Here is a 16,794-nt window from a genome sequence, read left to right on the forward strand (position 1 = left end):
CAAAGCAATAAGCAATTAGCTTCTTGAGGGGTCTCCACTACTAATCATTTACTTGCACCCATAGCCTTGAATTATAGTGCATCATTATACTTTTAATCCTAACTTTACCAACTTAGTCTGGTGAGTTAATCTATTTAATTACCATTGCTTACAAATCCTGATTATAATAATTGTAATTTTTAATCATTCATACTTATTTGAACAAGATGAAGATGAATTCGATATTATGAAAAATAACTTAATTGACTCCCAGCTGAGTGATAGTAATCGATTGCAAAATCAGAATACTACATCATTCTTAAAATTAGTGGTCTTTAGAATAGACAGCATCAATTTCGCATTTCCGATTGAGTGTGTAAAAAAAGTAATTAATTATACAACTGTTTATAGCAGTGGACTCAATGATATTGGCATTGCCCATATCGATGATCAGGAAATTCCTATTATCGACTTGCATCGCCGGTTATTTAAATCTAGCAAAATCAGCACTTCTAACCCAGGACGCTTCCTGCTGATTGCTCAAAATACAATGGGTGAACGATTTGGTATCCCTGTACTCAAAACACCGAATTTGATAGAGGTTTCCGTGAGTGATATTCGTACCCTACCAGAGTCTTTTCGTCAAGCTGATACCCTAGGAATTGCTAGTCATGTTGCGGTGATTCCCCAAGAAAATACATCTTTGACAGTCTTTTTGCTAGATGTTAATCAATTGCTGCCTTGGGTTTCTCAAAGTGCGAAAAGGGGTTAAGCATTGAGCAATCAGCAATCAGCTATCTTTGCCCCTAGCTTGATGGGATGGGGATAGTCCCAGTGGATGAGATTTATGTTATACTTTAGATTATAAAATAGCTATCTGCCAGAATTAAAGGTTAGGGGAGAAGTCCCGCGCTCTATCCGTGCTTGATGAGCGTCGTATGGGAGAGCCTTTTTCTGGGAATTGTGCCAAAAAGTTGCTAGCATCAAAAACGCGCTTTGACGATAACCAAGTTAAAAAACCTTGTTGCCAAAAAACCAACCAAGCAGAATCATCGGTCTTAGAAATTAGGACTGCTGGTGAGGGCAGGAATATAAGACCTGGGTTTGGGGAACTAAATTTAGGCAATTCCTTGTGAAGTCCGAATCCATTGCTGTAGCGTAAGCTCAGGCTATTGTAGTTCACAGGTGTAGCTTCCACCTACGCTTTTATCTACGATCCTTAGCACTATAAGGGATAAGGGTCAAGTAGAAGCAATCGGAACAAGTATCCGACAATACCCATCTAGAGATTAAGATGTAGCATAATAAGTCTTATCTCTAGCAGTAGAACTTATGGCCAGTCCCTCTGATGTGAAACAAAACGTTTTTATTCAGTGTAGGTCGCCGGTTCGCCGATCAACCTGCCAGAATCCCCTAGCTTTAGCGATGGGGAGTCGTCAATTTCCAGCAGTACGACCTAAGAGTCTAGTCAACGGGTGCTGCTAAAGTTTAATATATGGTGTTTCCCAAAAAACTGATTAAGGGCGGCTCTAAAGTATCTAAAGTTATAGATTTACCTAAGTATGGTATACGCTCCATTCTTGCTAAAGGGGTGCAGATGGACTTCGAGTCAGGACAAAACCGTGTTCAAGTCCTCAAAGGAATAGACTGGGAAGTCAAACGTGGTGATATCCAACTTTTAATGGGACCGTCTGGCTCTGGCAAGACTACCCTTTTGTCAATATTGGCGGGATTACTGACCCCGACATTAGGAAAAGTCTATTTACTGGGTCAAGAAATTACCGGTATGTCTAGAACTAAGCTGGCAGAGTTTCGACGAGAACACATTGGCTTTATTTTCCAACACTTCAACCTATTTCCAGCTCTGACAGCAGCAGAGAATGTGGAAGTTGTGCTAAACATTAAGGGCATTCGGGGGGTCAACGCTCGACAGCAGGCAAAAACCTTATTAGAGCAGGTTGGTTTAGAGGGGAAAGGACATCTTAGACCGAGTGACTTGTCAGGGGGGCAGAAGCAACGGGTAGCGATCGCGCGGGCTTTAGCTAAAGAGCCACCCCTAATTATGGCAGATGAGCCAACGGCAGCCTTGGACTCTCACAGTGGTCATACAGTCATTGAGCTTCTGCGTCGTCTGGCTAAGGATAAAGGCTGCACAGTGCTGATGGTAACCCACGATCCTCGTATTATCGATGTAGCTGACCAAGTGTCTTATATGGAAGATGGTATGTTGAAGGTTGATGGTTGAAGGTTGATGGTTGAAGGTTGATGGTTGAAGGTTGATGGTTGAAGGTTGAAGGTTGAAAGTTGATGGTTGAAAGTTGATGCTTCACAGGTGAGTGTTAACGGTCAACCGTGAGCATGTTAGTTTCACTTCTACCTACCTACCTAATTATGATGTGAATGGGCAATTTGCCAACACGACAAATTACTGTTCACTCTAGGCATCATAATCATGTTTATGGTAAATTTCTGGCTAGCTATAGGGGTTTTGGGACTGGGTTCTATTCTGTGGGTAGAACTGGTGCGAGACTTCTATCACCTCCTGTCCCATCACTGGAAACCTCTGTATCGCTTGCATGTGTGGCATCATCGGGTCTTCCGTCAGGATTTAACTGCTGTCAGTGATACCATATATCGACAGGCGCACTGGCGTAATGATGTGCCAGAAGCCTTGGTCATGCTAATGTTAGGGTTGGTGCTATGGTGGTTGGCTTATACCTGGACACCAGATATGCATTGGGCAGCTTTGGCTGGTTCTGTGTACTCTATGGTATTTCTATTTGGTGCGATCGCTCGTGGCTATGGCATCAAGGGAGCTGATAAGTTGACTGATGGAACCCACCTTCCGGGTCCATTCCTCTGTCCTCCTTCCGGTTGGATGGTAAATCGCAGCTACCATTGGCGACATCACTTTGATAACCAAAAGGCTTACTATGGCGGCACATTGACTTTAGTAGACAAACTGATGGGGACAGCACTATCGCTCCAAGGGAAAACTATTGCAGTGACGGGAGCATCGGGAACTTTGGGACAGTCACTGTTGTACCATCTCCAGCAACGGGGAGCAAAAGTGATTGCTCTGACCTCCCAAGAACAAACTGTTACGTTAAGTGTCAATGGTGAAAGCTTGCCAGTAAAAACCTTCACTTGGCAAGTGAGTAAAGAGTCCGAACTAGCCCCACATTTGGAAAATTTGGATATTCTAATTCTCAATCACGGCATCAATGTTCATCAAGAACGGACAGCCGATGCGATCGCAAAATCCTACGAGGTCAACACATTATCAAGTTGGCGGTTGCTGGAGATGTTTTTATCCACTGTTCGGACGAACCAAGATATTGCTCGCAAGGAAGTTTGGGTTAATACTTCGGAAGCGGAAGTTAGTCCAGCGTTTAGTCCTTTGTATGAACTGAGCAAACGTACCCTAGGAGACCTAGTTACCCTCCGTCGTCTAGATGCTCCTTGTGTAGTACGTAAACTAATCCTCGGACCATTTAAAAGTAATCTCAATCCGATTGGGGTCATGTCAGCGGATTGGGTAGCCCAACAAATCCTTAATCTAGCCACTCGTGATGTGCGTAACATCATTGTGACGATTAATCCGATAACCTATTTAGCGTTTCCAGTCAAGGAATTTTTTGTCAGCCTGTACTATAGGCTGTTTAGTCATTAGTCCTTAGGAACTTGGGTTAATTATTAGTAATTAGTGGTACTACTTACTAAGGGTGGCGTAGCCATTCGCGTAGCGTGGCCGAAAGGCCAAGGTGACGTTGAATTTACGGCACCATATGACTACAGAGTTAAAGTCTTCTGGATTAACATCAGCAGGGATAAGGTACCCTTGAGTCCCACTGACCTGCTGAAGAGGACCAAGACTTTCATAATTTTCCTTACTGTAGGATTTGGGGACAGTTTGGCGGTGCAACAGCACCATTAAATCGGGTCCGTTATCGGTCTTAAAGGTTTCGTCAAACTTCAGGTAACGTTGTCCATTGTCTGTGAATAAACTTACCATGCCTTGAGTAGAATGGGCTGCTGTTACAAAATTTCCTGATCTACTTGTTGCCTGTGCCACTGTTCTAGCTGGTTCAGCAGCTGGAACAGTGGACACATCAATCTTGGTTGTCGTAGACCTAGAGGTAGAGGGTTTTGCCTGAACAGTACTCTTGATTCCCAGGTACTCCTGCTACACAACCTACGCTTAAAAAGGCAGTAGCACCAAAGATCGCTAAATAGTTAAGCTTCATCAGATTATCTATCTCGTGGAAACATTACTCTTTTTGCTATTATGTCTAGTCTTCGGTGGCATTAACCTGAGTTTTGGTTAAGAAATTTAGTGAATACTTCTCAACTCTAGCTCATTAAAAAATTTATCCATTAATATATCCCAAACTTGGTAAGTTAAGTAAATTTTAATATTTAGCTCAGGTTATATTAATATATTATCAATATTATCTAGATTAGTCACATACTATTTTATTAGTTTGGTTGAGTTTAAAATAACAAGTTATGATACAGCAATGGGTGTAATGGTGTTTCCAAATTCAAGGGGCAAATAATTGCTATAACCTTTATAATACCACACTTTTTAATGTCCTATTCCCTATTCCCTGCCCACAGCGCTATACCTGTTTTTAGACATGACAGTTCCCAAAGTGAGCTACCCAAACTCTAGGTGTTCTTCTAACAAACAAGTTTTTAGGTTACGAGCCGCAACGGTCGTGATGCTGATTCTATTTACTAGTTTTAGTGCGATCGCTTTAGCTTGGTTGACTGGTCAGGGGCAGATTACACAGCTATTTGCTCAGCTGCATGTCTGGCAAATAAACCCACCGATGTGGCTGGAAGCACCAATGGTGACTCAGCACCACTACTTATTACTGCCAACAATTATCTTAATGGTAGTTGTGCTGGGGGTCACGAAACTCTCTCCCCGTCCTCGCACTTGGTCTAGAAATTTAGTGGTGGGGATTTTGCTAGCACTATTGGGACGATATCTGCTCTGGCGAATCTTCTCTACCCTCAATTTAGTGGATCCCCTTAATGGTGTCTTTAGCCTAGGATTATTTTTACTGGAAATGTTGTTGCTAACCAGCAGTATTATCCAGCTATTTTTAATGTTAAGGGTCAAAAACCGTAGCGCTCATGCTTCTCAGTTATCAATAGATGTGATTTCAGGAAGGTTTAATCCTTCTGTGGATATCTTCATCCCAACCTATAATGAACCCTGTTTTATTTTAAAGCGAACAATTATGGGTTGTCAAGGGATAGATTATGACAACAAAAACGTTTATTTACTAGATGATACCAAACGTCAAAATGTCAAAGATCTAGCTGCTGAATTGGGGTGTAACTATATCACTCGTCCAGATAATTCCTATGCCAAAGCGGGAAACTTAAACCATGCTATTCCAAAAACATCAGGGGATTTGATTGTATTCTTTGATGCTGATTTTGTCCCGAATAAAAATTTTCTGACTCGCACCGTAGGTTTTTTTAAAAATAGTAATGTCGGATTAGTCCAAACTCCTCAAAGCTTTTATAACCCTGACCCGATTGCCTACAATTTAGGTTTAGAAGATGTGCTACTGCCAGAAGAAGAGATATTTTATCGGCAAGTTCAGCCCATCAGGGATGGTGCTGGCGGTGTGGTTTGTTCCGGAACTTCCTTTGTTGTTAAACGTGATATTATAGAAGCGGCTGGTGGTTTTGTAACCGATTCTTTGTCTGAAGATTACTTTACTGGTATTCGGATAGCAGCAATGGGTTACCAAGTTATTTATTTAGATGAAAAACTTAGTGCTGGTTTAGCCGCAGAAAATATTGCTGCCCATGTAGCTCAACGATTGCGGTGGGCTCAAGGAACATTGCAGGCATTTTTTATTGATGCCAACCCTCTAACTATTCCGGGGTTAAAACCAATCCAAAGGCTAGCCCATTTAGATGGATTACTAAATTGGTTTACCGGTTTATCTCGCTTCGGATTCCTGTTAATGCCCCTAGCTTATTCATTTCTAGGGGTGATTCCCTTAAAAGCAACGGCTGCTGAATTGTTGTATTTCTTGCTACCTTATTATCTGATACAGCTCACAGTTTTTTCCTGGTTAAACCTTCGTTCCCGGTCAGGATTGTTGTCGGATATTTACTCATTGCCTTGGTGTGTTCCTCTGAGCTTGACAGTGATACAAGTCATGCTGAATCCCTTTGGCAAAGGATTTAAGGTCACACCCAAAGGCGTAAAACGCGATCGCTTTGTGTTTAACTCCAAGTTGGGATTGCCTTTGATTATCCTATTTATCGCTACAGCAGTTAGCCTATGGATGAATTTGAGTACTTCTGTGATGTATTGGGGAAGTGGGATATCAGCTACTGACGCTCAGATGATTCAAGGTCTGAGTCTAGGTTGGATTTGGAGTATCTATAACCTGATCATGTTGGGTATTGCTTTATTGATTGTAGTGGATGTCCCCAATCGGGACCTTTACCAGTGGTTCAAGTTGCGCCGAGTGGTGCGGCTTGAGATCTCAAATCAGACTGTCTGGGGTATGACCACCAAGATTTCAGAAGTTGGTGCTCAAGTGGCTTTGACCGAGGTGGCTGATTTACGATTAGATAGCCCAAACACTGCCACTGAACCGTTGCCAGTGGAACTAGAGATGATCGAGGAAAAGCTAGAGTTGTCAGGAGTAGTTACTGAAATTGACAACAGTGGTGAAGAAGCTAGTCTACGAATTATGTTTGACCCATTAACTCTCCAAGAGCATCGCACTTTGGTAGAGATACTCTTTTGCCGTCCGGGTCGATGGCAGCGACGGGAAACTCCATCAGAAATGCGATCGCTTTTACTGTTGTTTAAGATTTTGCTGAAACCGCGATTACTATTTGATCGCCAGGGTAGGAGTTGAGAAACTCTATTGATCTAAATCACTAGCAACAATTCGATAAATCCTTCCCAGTTAAGCTCTTTGCCTCCAATTCGCTGTTGCAAAAAGGTCACTTCATCTTCTGAAAGAGGAGGCTGATCCACACTGGCTAACACTACATTCATTTCATCTAGCTCAACCACTCCATTCTTATTCTTATCAATGGGAATAAAGTATGTGGCAAACTCATTAAGTCTCGACATCAGACGACGGTGGCGCAGCAACAATTCCCCAAATTCCTCGAAGTCTATTTCTCCGCTGTTATCGACATCCATGCTGGAAAAGACAAAGTTCAGTTCATCATCACTGATGCTATGCCCCGCTTGCTGGAAGTGATAGCTAAGTTCTGTCAAAGACAAGCTGCCGCTTTGATCCCGGTCGATAGCATCAAAGATATAACGCAGGTCACCTTTGAGTTCTTGGGGTGCTTTGTCAAATAATACCTTGTGATGCTGCCCAACCATGGCTCCTTGCAACTGCCGACGGAAGGCCGAAATCACTTCCTTGGCTGTGAGGTAGCGGAATCGATGCTCTTCGGGACTAGCAATGGAGTAGGGTGCAACAGGCACCAAGGAAGAAAGCGATCGCTGTAAGATTACGAAGCAGGCATAAGTACCCAGATGAAAGGACATCGCCAAAATCGGTAGTTTCAAGGGTGTCATTACCAGAGTCAGCAGCCAGCCAATCAGAGCTGCCCCAAAGGCTCCACCACTTGCAAACAAAAGGCTTCGTCGATTAGGGGTATAGAAAATGCCTCCAATAGCAATTGCGGTTAATGCTGAGTTGTATCCCCACAGTCCAGCGTACAGCACATTCAGATTTACCCCCAGTACAATGCCAGTGACCAAACCAATCACCGACCCTAGAACCGCAACCAGGGCTCCCATTGGGCTACACAAGGCTAAAGCAATTATAATTAACAAGGCAGATACTAAGCTGCCTGAAAAAAAGATTTGACCAATTCCGGTGATTAGGCCGGATAAAACGCTTACCCCATCTAGGGATTCAGCTGGGTTAGGGAAGGGCGGTGGTGCCCCTAATTCAAAGAAGGGTTGCGGAACGTAGAGGGCTATTACCAGAAAGCTGTAGGTAACAATGTGAAATGGCACTCCCATAGAGGGCAGCCCTAAATACACGGCCATCCATAGCCCGATATACTGCATCAATACTGTGCTCAGGGCTGCACAAATGATAACCGCCAGTACCCAAAGCAAGTTTCCAGTACCATTGCCCCAAGTGCCAAACGTTCCTAAAGCTAGCCCCACTAAGGCTCCGTTCAAACCAAAAATGCCATTGCGAATACTGGGGCGATCGAGACCCATCAAATAGGCGGTCCATGTAGCCACAACAACTCCGACAACTAGCATCAAGGCTACCCAGGGCGACTGAATAAAAACCGCAAGAGTAATGAGTAGTCCAGTGATAGGATTATTGGCAAACCCTACTTGACCGATACCCCGTAAACTAGCATTGATAAAATCTAACAGCGGACGCCGCTCCCAGGCTTGGTTGAGGTCTTGCAGAGTTCCCATGATGGGCAAGGGATGCCGATGAGACGTTTTCTCTGATTTCAATAAACGAGATAACAGCTCATGGAGCGGCAAAGGTTGAGGTTTATCTTGAGAAATTTCAGATGTTTGAGACATGGTAAATTGATGCTTTTGTTGGGTGAGATCGACTCCTGTGCGGCTATTTCTTGAACAGGGCTCAAACCTTAAGGATGTGGTTTTTACTCAGGACTGAATTGCTCTAAATCAGTTCATAAAACAGTTTGAGGAAACGATCGGTATCCACATCTAAACAGGCTTCTACATTGGGAGGATAGGCGGCTTCATCCCGACGATCACGCAGATCGGCCAGGGACATATCAGAGGTAAATTTTCCTTCAGTTTCTACCACCATATACACCGATTCTGTAGAAACCAGGTTCGGATCAATGGCAACACCGACAGCTAATGGGTCATGCAGGTAGCAGCCGTGGAAACCTTCGTTTTCTCTATAGAATGCCATATAAATGCCTGTGCAATCGGCAATGAACTGAGCCACTGCTGACGGATGTTTCTGAGCGTAATTCTCTACATCTTTCCGGGGAAGGGGTGCCTTCATGGCCACATCCAAAGCTACTAGGGTCAGGGGAATGCCTGATTCCATAACCATTTGAGCCGCATCAGGATCCACAAAGAAGTTAAACTCGGCAGCAGCTGAAATGTTGCCCGGAACCTTCACGGCTCCACCCATGATCACGATGCGGCCTACCTTTTGCAGGGTGGTGCGATCGCGCTGCAGAGCTGTTGCAATATTGGTCAATGGTCCTAGAGCCACAATGGTCAAGTCGCTGCCATATTCCTGGGCGGCTTTCAGCAATACATCAACAGCATCTTCTGAAGAAGGCTCCATGGTAAGTTGGGGATACTTGGGCTGCCATCAGCATTTTTAAACTGATGCAGTTCTCCCAGTCCATCGGAGCCATGAATACCTGCAGCATTGAAGGGAGGACGAACCAGAGGTTTTTCACAGCCTTTTGCCACTAGGGGAGGCTGGTTTGGTTGAACAATGTCAATCACCCGCAACACATTATTAGCAGCTTGATGAAATCAATATTGCCAGCTAACACGGTGACTGATTTGAGCTCAATTTGTTCACAATTCAGAGCCATGATAATCGCGAGAGCATCATCAACACCCCCATCAGTACCCCCATCAGTATCGATAAATGGGACGGGCTTGGGAATTAAGCATTGTGTTCTCCTTACATTGCTAACGATGCCAGCTCATCCATCGATACCATACCATCTTTATCGACATCCAAAACCTCAAACATCAGGCTGATTAATCCTTTCTGGGTGCGGCCTGTCCGTTCTGCCAATGCTGCCCGTAGTTCTGGCGGGGAAATATAGCCATCCTGATTTTGATCGAGAAAGGCAAAGGCATTTTTGACACCCTGTTTCAGCTCTTCTCTGGTGATTTGCCCATCGCCATCGGCGTCCCATTCCTCATAATTAATTAGGACTCTCCAGGCATCTTTCATACAGCTTTCTACGATCAAGTTTTGGCCTGGAAGACATTGCTCCAAAGGTGGAACACCTCCATTTGCGTTGACATAATCTACCAACGGTTTGATTTGATCGAGCCCCCTCAGCAAGAATTGGACAATACTGAGGGTGTAAATCTTTTGGGGGTCAAATGGGGCGTGGTTAATGCTGACAATTTTCAGACTGGGGTAGTCTTCAACTACTACATCAAGATCGGCATGGAGAAAATTGGAGGCTTCCCGCTCGGGCGTGCCGCGAGTTTCGGCGATCGCCTCTTGTAAGATGTAGCCAGGCACCTGAATCAAGGCCATTTCGGTATCCAATGGCATCTCTTCCAACAAATCCCTATATGTGAACGATTCTCCCTTCTCATAGTCTCGCTTACCCCGAAAGGATCCTCCCTGGATCATAACTATATCGACATTTTTAAAGCTTTTCTTGATATAAGAACATAGGGTTGAGGCCACTTTTTCGGGTTGGAATCGCATCCGTTTAGAGGACATGGGTTCTTTCACCTCAAAAATTTCCACATCCATCAGGGAACCTAGAAAATTTTGGGTACTTTCTACAAACTTTTGGACCTTGGGATCGGCATCAAAATGGCTGGCTGGCAACAGATGAACAGCACTATGCCACTGCTCGGAAGCATCCCACCAGACATCAACAACAACCACATTAGTAGCATCAGCACCAGCCTTAACAATCAGGCTCCGCTCAATTTTATCAATATAAATCTCATGCTCGTGCCCCCCAACAATTACAGGAACCTTACCACTAAGTTGGTCATCTTTCTGGATCCCCGTGGCTAGTTCCCGATCTTCGGCAATGGTCTGATGGGTCATCGGAATCAGCATGGTTGCGTCATTGGAACACTTAGACCAGGTTTCTTTTAACGCATCAAAGATGGGTTGAATGGTTAGGTTCGCCCCGGGTCGGAAAGTATTGATCTTACTAGTGCAAAATCCAGCAAAAGCAACTCTACGAGAACCTACTTCAACAATGTCATATTTCGGAAGCAGCTGACCACTGGCATCCACAATTGGCAAGTCCAAGATGTTGCTATTTAAGCATTTCCCTTCGTAGGTTTTAAAACGCTCACCTAGGACATCCACGCTGACATCGAATTCATGGTTGCCCAAGCAAATATAATCAATGTTGACTACCTTGAGCACGTCCAGCATGGCTTTACCGCCATCAAGGGAGGTAATTAAACAAGGAGAGAGAAAGTCTCCGCTGAGGCAGGCAATCACGATGGCATCTTCCGATGTTTCCTTCAGGGATTTAATCACTGTTTCCACGTAGGGATAATTCTTGATGTCGTAAACATCATTGATCGAAATGATTCTGAGATAGTTGCCCACCGCCTCTCGGGGTTTGGGCAGATACAATCGAGGAGTTGTCATTACAGGAAGTAATTTTTAGGAATATTTCAGTAATTTGATATAGAAAGAGGATAAACAAAGAGATAACCAAAAAATATAATTAAAATAGTTTCTTAAGAATTACACTGATGCCAGTGACGGCGTTACTGAATACACAGATGCATCCGGAGCAGGCACCGTAACATCCCAAGACTTGAGGTTTGGTCGTGATTTGGGACTACCTGTAGTCTAGAAATACTTATTTTTTTTACGTGCCTGTCCGGCTTATTCCCACCTGAGTTTTTTAAAAAAACTTAAAAATAATTACAATTAAAATTTGGTAACTACAATAACTAAATTTCCCTGGTCTGAAGTTCCCGACAACTGCAGCGAAGTCTACTGTAATTACCCATTAGCAGCCGACGGATAGGATAGCCATCCGTGTCGAAATTATGATAATTTTTGATTTGATCGGAAGTTCCCTACTCCCTACTCCCTACTCCCTACTCCCTACTCCCTGTTCCCTTTGCTAGATAACTAATCTAGCTGCATAAGTAATCTAACCAACTTGATCTAAAATGCAAGCAAGCTTAAGCAGCGGAAGCTCATGTCAGCTGATCGCGTGAGGCCGTTGTCTATCTAAAAAACAAGACCAAGAAAAAACTTATGCCTAAATGGAGTTCTCTGGTACTAGCCACTCTAGTATTAGTTGCACCCTTAACAGCCTGTGAAGGAGGTGGGACAAGCGCTACACAAAGCCGCTTAAATATAGTCAAGAGCCGTGGCAAGCTGATTTGTGGTGTTGACGGTGGCATTCCCGGATTTAGCTTTGTGGATGGGAGCGGAAACTACTCCGGGCTAGATGTGGATGTGTGTAAAGCAGTTGCTGCTGCTTTGTTTGATGACCCAGCAGCAGTAGAGTACCGTAACCTTGACTCCACGGAGCGATTTACCGCCGTCAAGACTGGTGAAGTGGATATGCTCTCGCGCAATACCACTTGGACTCTTAGCCGAGATAGCTCTACCAATAACTTAGAATTTGCCCCTACTACCTTTTATGATGGTCAGGGCATGATGGTGCGCAAAAACAGTGGGATTAAAACACTGAAAGATTTTCAAGGCAAATCCGTCTGTGTGGAAACTGGAACTACTACTGAGTTGAATTTAACCGACAAGATGCGGGAAGCAGGTGTTGAATTTGAGCCAGTGGTGTTTCAGAAAGCAGACCTTGCCTATACTGCCTATGACGAAGGACGTTGTGACGGCATGACTTCTGATAAATCCCAACTACTTGCCAAACGCAGCACTCTGCCTAAGCCTGAGGATCATATACTTCTAGATGTTACCATGTCCAAGGAACCCTTGGGACCAGTAACTGTTAATAATGACTCCGCTTGGTTTGATGTCGTTAAGTGGGTGACTTTCGCCTTGATTGAAGCAGAAGAGTTAGGCATTACTAAGGCGAATGTGGCACAAATGAGCAACAGTCCTAACCCGACTGTCAAACGCTTCCTGGGTGTTGAAGGTGACTTAGGCAAAGATCTCGGTTTAGAAAACGATTTTGCAGCGCGAGTGATTAAGCACGTGGGTAACTACGGCGAAGTCTATGACCGGAACTTGGGTAAAAGTTCTCAGTTCAAACTCAATCGGGGTCTGAATGACCTCTGGACTCGTGGGGGTATTTTGTATTCTCCACCCTTCCGTTAAGGGATTGTTAACTGTTTCAGGTTGAAGGTTGAAGGTTGGGGGTTGAAGGTTGAAGGTTGAAGGTTGAAGGTTGGAGGTTGAAGGTTCAAGGTTGGAGGTTGGTTGGTTGTTCGCCTTTGGCGTTCGAGAAGGGTAGGTTGAAGGTTGACTGTTGACTGTTAACGGTAAACCTAAAACGTGACATACTCCCGACGTTGCCCTAACGGGACAACGCGGGCTTCTTACCAACTCCACCCACTGGTTCGGATACTCGGTAAGCTTTATTAACGACACGGGATGCCCCTCCGCGCCGGAACAATACAATGAGTTCTGTCTCCAAAGTACTGCTGGAATTTTACCCACCCACAGACAGCTTAAATTGCTTTTTCTGAGTGGAACCCCATATTCCAGGTTGTTAAGGTTCGATAACGTAGGTGGCGGTTAGCTCTTAATTTGACTTGACCTACTATGTTAATTATAGACGCTGGTCAAAAATTAAAGTTCCAAATTGACAATTGAGCAGAGCGACCTTGTCGGGCTATCATCCCGACGCTAAAGAGCGAGATTATAGCGCGGGGCTTCTCGCGAGCCAGCTAAGATGATGTTTGAGAAGTACCAAATGTTTGCCATGAGCCACGATTATCCCCCAAATCTGGGATACTTTGAGCCAAATTACCCCCAAATTTGGGGGGCTAGGGAGCGGTTTCGAGTAGCATCCAACACTTTGAAAACTGCCTCTAAAACCTAAAATCTGTAACCTAAAACCTTTAACCTTTAACCAACCTACAACCTCCAACATTCAACCAACCAACCTTCAACCTTCAACCAACCAACCTTCAACCTTCAACCAACCAACCTTCAACATTCAACCAACCAACCTTCAACATTCAACCAACCAACCTTCAACCTTCAACCAACCAACCTTCAACCTTCAACCAACCAACCTTAAACCTTCAACCAACCAACCTGTAACCTGCAACCAAAACAACTAACTAATGACAAGCAATATAGGTCAAAAGCCTCCTTTGTGGCGAGATGACCGATTTTGGCGCATTGCCATACAAGTCCTATTTGTGCTAGTGGTGATTGCGGTCGTGGCATGGCTAGGCAGCAACTTAAGCCGAAATATTCAGCAACAAGCGATTAAATTGGGGTTTGATTTTCTGCAAGATGAAGCCAAATTTGGCATTGGCGATACCCCCATTCCCTACAAAGCCACTGACCCCTATAGCTATGCTTTATTGATCGGACTGGCTAATTCATTGCGGGTGATGGTGTTTGGGATTATCCTGACAACTATTGTTGGTATTACCGCCGGGATAGCTAGTTTTTCTGACAATTGGCTAGTGAGTAAGCTGAGTCTGCTTTATGTGGAAATAGTGCGCAATACACCACTGCTGCTGCAATTACTATTTTGGTACTTTGGTGTTTTCTTCCAACTGCCAAAACTGTCGGAAAAAATTCAGTTACCTGGGTCGATATTTTTGAGCAAGCGGGGAATTTATATTCCTTGGCCCCCCTTCACCACCCAGCTGTTTCTGTGGTTGGTGGTTTTGCTAGTCGGTGCGATCGCAGCAGTTTTAATCTGGCAGTGGCGCACTAAAGTGATGGTAGAACAAGCACAATCCGGTCAGCCGCAGTTAATTGCTTTAATTGCGATCGCAATTGCTGCTGTCTTAATTATCATCATCGGTTTTGGTTGGCAAAGACCGCAAGAAGTTATAGATACAGGTAATATTGAAGGCGGACTCCGGCTAACTATTGAGTTCTGTGCCTTACTAGCTGGTCTAGTATTTTACACAGGTGCGTTTATCGCGGAAATTGTCCGAGCTGGAATAGAGTCAGTACAGAAGGGACAGTGGGAAGCAGCAAGATCCTTGGGACTTAAGTCAGGCTTAGCTATGCGGTTAGTTATTTTTCCCCAAGCCTTGCGGGTGATTATCCCTTCCCTAAACAGCCAGTATATGAACCTAGCCAAAAACTCCAGTTTAGCATCTGCTATTGGCTACCCAGATATCTACTCCATTGCTCAAACCACCTTCAACCAAGCCGGTCATGAAATAGAAATAATCGTGGTGATCATACCCCTGACCTATCTAACCATTAACCTGATCATTTCTTTCGTGATGAATCTGTTGAATCGGACAGTTCAATTGCAGGAAAGATAATTGGTTAACTTAATTGGTTAACTTAATTGGTTAACTGTTGACTTATAACTAGATAATGACTACTGTTAATTCTCAACCTCCTGAACTAGCACCACCCCCTGAACTACAGGTTAATCCAATTACCTGGATAAAGAAAAATTTATTTAGTAATTGGTATAATAGCCTATTAACGGTTAGTGTTTTATGGTTTCTATTCGTAACCGTTAAAGGCTTGATAACATGGGCAACCACTGAAGCCCAGTGGGATGTTATTAAAGATAACTTTCGTCTGTTTTTTGTAGGAACCTATCCCGCCACCGAAAACTGGCGTCCATGGTTGATTCTGGGGATTATTGTATTCCTATCCGGGATAACGTGGGGAGTTTTAGCAAGAAATGTTATCACTCTATTTAGTCGCAATGTGTTAATAGCTCTAGTGATCAGTGGTGCTATCTTAGTGCTATTTCCAGTAGCAATTCCCTATCGCTTATTGCTTTTAGGAATAGTAGTCTTACTGGTAGCTAGTGCTTGGGGAGGGCAACAGGTTGCTAAAACTCAACCGAAATTGGGTAATTGGTTACCTTTAGCTTGGTTTATTGCTTTATTAATCTTCCTGTGGCTTCTCGGAGGAGGACTCGGACTAAAACAGGTATCCACTAATCAATGGGGTGGGTTACTGCTGAATGTCTTAGCCGCAGTTGTCAGTATTTTAATCTGTTTTCCCCTAGGTGTATTACTAGCCCTAGGACGACAAAGTACCTTACCAGTTGTGCGCGGCTTCTCTATCCTTTACATTGAACTAATCCGAGGATTACCGCTGATTGCGATTTTGTTCATAGGACAAGTAATTATTCCACTATTTCTACCATCAGGAATGCGACCAGACCGGGTGTTACGGGCAATAATCGGTCTGACTTTATTTAGTGCTGCTTACCTAGCTGAAAATGTGCGAGGAGGACTGCAATCCATACCTACGGGTCAAATCGAAGCTGCCAAAGCATTGGGTTTAAATACTCCCCTATCCGTAGGGCTGATTGTATTACCTCAAGCACTCAAAGCTGTTATTCCTGCCATTGTCGGTCAGTTTATTAGTCTGTTTCAAGACACCACTCTCCTATTTGTTGTAGGTCTAGTGGAGTTGCTTGGTATCGGTGATTCTATCTTCGCCCAAGCCAAATTTGAAACCCCCTATCAAGAAGTTTATCTATTCGACGGAGTCCTATTCTGGTTATTTTGTTACGCCATGTCCACAGCCAGCCGACGTCTGGAAAAACAATTGAATGTAGACCATTGAATGTAGATTATAGCAATTATCATAGCTATGAGGTACACAATTTCTGGATTTTAGGGAACAGGGAATAGGGAATAGGGAATAGGGAATAGGGAATAGCCCTGCGCTGCATGAAGACAGGGAATCAACGTCAAAGAATAAAATACCTCATAACTGCGATAAACGCTATATAACCTTAAACCTGTAACCTTAGAGGTTGTCTGAGAAGTATCATTTGCTACATCCAAGCCCCCTAAATCCCCCAATTTTGATACGGCTGGCGAAATTAATATTTGTTTACAAAAGGATGAGCAGATGTGGAAAAGATCCTTTGTTCGTAGTTGGTTTGGGAGTTACAGTTGAAACAATTGTATCAGTTATCAAACTGAGGAGTTGC

At 43.9% G+C, this 16,794-nt stretch carries 13 protein-coding genes; 7 read left to right on the forward strand and 6 right to left on the reverse strand.

Going from position 1 to position 16,794, the window contains the following annotated elements; genetic code table 11:
* The first annotated feature begins 226 nt into the window (after nucleotides 1-226).
* The 3 genes from F6K57_RS21960 (at nucleotide 227) to F6K57_RS21970 (ending at nucleotide 3,652) form a co-directional block, all read left to right on the forward strand.
* Nucleotides 227-751, forward strand: a complete 525-nt coding sequence (locus tag F6K57_RS21960; RefSeq protein ID WP_293026312.1) for a chemotaxis protein CheW — start codon at nucleotides 227-229, stop codon at nucleotides 749-751.
* 723 nt (nucleotides 752-1,474) lie between these two features.
* Complete coding sequence (locus F6K57_RS21965; RefSeq protein WP_364303754.1) at nucleotides 1,475-2,224, forward strand: ABC transporter ATP-binding protein; 750 nt, start codon at nucleotides 1,475-1,477, stop codon at nucleotides 2,222-2,224.
* Nucleotides 2,225-2,437: 213 nt separating this feature from the next.
* Nucleotides 2,438-3,652, forward strand: coding sequence for a bifunctional sterol desaturase/short chain dehydrogenase (locus F6K57_RS21970; protein WP_293026342.1), 1,215 nt, complete (start codon nucleotides 2,438-2,440; stop codon nucleotides 3,650-3,652).
* Between the two features lie 39 nt (nucleotides 3,653-3,691).
* Here the strand turns inward: F6K57_RS21970 and F6K57_RS21975 are convergent, their stop codons facing one another.
* Nucleotides 3,692-4,090: a DM13 domain-containing protein gene (locus F6K57_RS21975; protein WP_293026314.1), complete on the reverse strand. Its 399-nt coding sequence runs from the start codon at nucleotides 4,088-4,090 to the stop codon at nucleotides 3,692-3,694.
* A 613-nt stretch (nucleotides 4,091-4,703) separates the two neighbouring features.
* On the opposite strand from F6K57_RS21975, the gene F6K57_RS21980 reads away from it, so the two are divergent.
* On the forward strand, nucleotides 4,704-6,884 hold the full coding sequence (locus F6K57_RS21980; RefSeq protein ID WP_293070641.1) for a glycosyltransferase: 2,181 nt from the start codon (nucleotides 4,704-4,706) through the stop codon (nucleotides 6,882-6,884).
* A gap of 14 nt (nucleotides 6,885-6,898) precedes the next feature.
* Here the strand turns inward: F6K57_RS21980 and F6K57_RS21985 are convergent, their stop codons facing one another.
* The 4 genes from F6K57_RS21985 to F6K57_RS22000 all read right to left on the reverse strand — a co-directional run bounded on the left by F6K57_RS21985 (nucleotide 6,899) and on the right by F6K57_RS22000 (nucleotide 11,336).
* Nucleotides 6,899-8,548, reverse strand: a complete 1,650-nt coding sequence (locus tag F6K57_RS21985; RefSeq protein WP_293026316.1) for an urea transporter — start codon at nucleotides 8,546-8,548, stop codon at nucleotides 6,899-6,901.
* A 103-nt stretch (nucleotides 8,549-8,651) separates the two neighbouring features.
* The gene (locus tag F6K57_RS21990; RefSeq protein WP_293026318.1) at nucleotides 8,652-9,299 is read right to left on the reverse strand and encodes a nucleoside hydrolase; all 648 of its coding nucleotides are present in this window, start codon (nucleotides 9,297-9,299) and stop codon (nucleotides 8,652-8,654) included.
* Nucleotides 9,260-9,466: a hypothetical protein gene (locus F6K57_RS21995; RefSeq protein WP_293026320.1), complete on the reverse strand. Its 207-nt coding sequence runs from the start codon at nucleotides 9,464-9,466 to the stop codon at nucleotides 9,260-9,262. The genes F6K57_RS21990 and F6K57_RS21995 overlap by 40 nt, the downstream gene beginning before the upstream one ends.
* Before the next feature lie 184 nt (nucleotides 9,467-9,650).
* Nucleotides 9,651-11,336 (reverse strand): EF-hand domain-containing protein, encoded by a 1,686-nt coding sequence (locus F6K57_RS22000; RefSeq protein WP_293070644.1) that lies wholly within the window; start codon nucleotides 11,334-11,336, stop codon nucleotides 9,651-9,653.
* A 624-nt stretch (nucleotides 11,337-11,960) separates the two neighbouring features.
* On the opposite strand from F6K57_RS22000, the gene F6K57_RS22005 reads away from it, so the two are divergent.
* From F6K57_RS22005 to F6K57_RS22015, 3 genes are all read left to right on the forward strand, one after another.
* Nucleotides 11,961-13,001 (forward strand): amino acid ABC transporter substrate-binding protein, encoded by a 1,041-nt coding sequence (locus F6K57_RS22005; protein WP_293026338.1) that lies wholly within the window; start codon nucleotides 11,961-11,963, stop codon nucleotides 12,999-13,001.
* A gap of 974 nt (nucleotides 13,002-13,975) precedes the next feature.
* Entirely contained in the window at nucleotides 13,976-15,148 is a 1,173-nt protein-coding gene (locus F6K57_RS22010) for an ABC transporter permease subunit (RefSeq protein ID WP_293070646.1), read from the forward strand.
* Nucleotides 15,149-15,203: 55 nt separating this feature from the next.
* Nucleotides 15,204-16,421, forward strand: coding sequence for an amino acid ABC transporter permease (locus F6K57_RS22015; RefSeq protein WP_293070648.1), 1,218 nt, complete (start codon nucleotides 15,204-15,206; stop codon nucleotides 16,419-16,421).
* A gap of 50 nt (nucleotides 16,422-16,471) precedes the next feature.
* Here F6K57_RS22015 and F6K57_RS22020 read toward each other — a convergent pair whose 3' ends face one another.
* Nucleotides 16,472-16,645, reverse strand: a complete 174-nt coding sequence (locus F6K57_RS22020; RefSeq protein WP_293070650.1) for a hypothetical protein — start codon at nucleotides 16,643-16,645, stop codon at nucleotides 16,472-16,474.
* Nucleotides 16,646-16,794 lie beyond the last annotated feature (149 nt).

This window comes from Moorena sp. SIO4A5, from assembly GCF_010672005.1.
GTDB lineage: Bacteria > Cyanobacteriota > Cyanobacteriia > Cyanobacteriales > Coleofasciculaceae > Moorena.

Bases quoted from the DNA above. Each gene is read 5' to 3' on its own strand.
- F6K57_RS21960 (WP_293026312.1), top strand. From the start codon at position 227: ATGAAAAATAACTTAATTGACTCCCAGCTGAGTGATAGTAATCGATTG.
- F6K57_RS21965 (WP_364303754.1), top strand. From the start codon at position 1,475: ATGGTGTTTCCCAAAAAACTGATTAAGGGCGGCTCTAAAGTATCTAAA.
- F6K57_RS21970 (WP_293026342.1), top strand. From the start codon at position 2,438: ATGGTAAATTTCTGGCTAGCTATAGGGGTTTTGGGACTGGGTTCTATT.
- F6K57_RS21980 (WP_293070641.1), top strand. From the start codon at position 4,704: ATGCTGATTCTATTTACTAGTTTTAGTGCGATCGCTTTAGCTTGGTTG.
- F6K57_RS21985 (WP_293026316.1), bottom strand. From the start codon at position 8,548: ATGTCTCAAACATCTGAAATTTCTCAAGATAAACCTCAACCTTTGCCG.
- F6K57_RS21990 (WP_293026318.1), bottom strand. From the start codon at position 9,299: ATGGAGCCTTCTTCAGAAGATGCTGTTGATGTATTGCTGAAAGCCGCC.
- F6K57_RS22000 (WP_293070644.1), bottom strand. From the start codon at position 11,336: ATGACAACTCCTCGATTGTATCTGCCCAAACCCCGAGAGGCGGTGGGC.
- F6K57_RS22005 (WP_293026338.1), top strand. From the start codon at position 11,961: ATGCCTAAATGGAGTTCTCTGGTACTAGCCACTCTAGTATTAGTTGCA.
- F6K57_RS22010 (WP_293070646.1), top strand. From the start codon at position 13,976: ATGACAAGCAATATAGGTCAAAAGCCTCCTTTGTGGCGAGATGACCGA.
- F6K57_RS22015 (WP_293070648.1), top strand. From the start codon at position 15,204: ATGACTACTGTTAATTCTCAACCTCCTGAACTAGCACCACCCCCTGAA.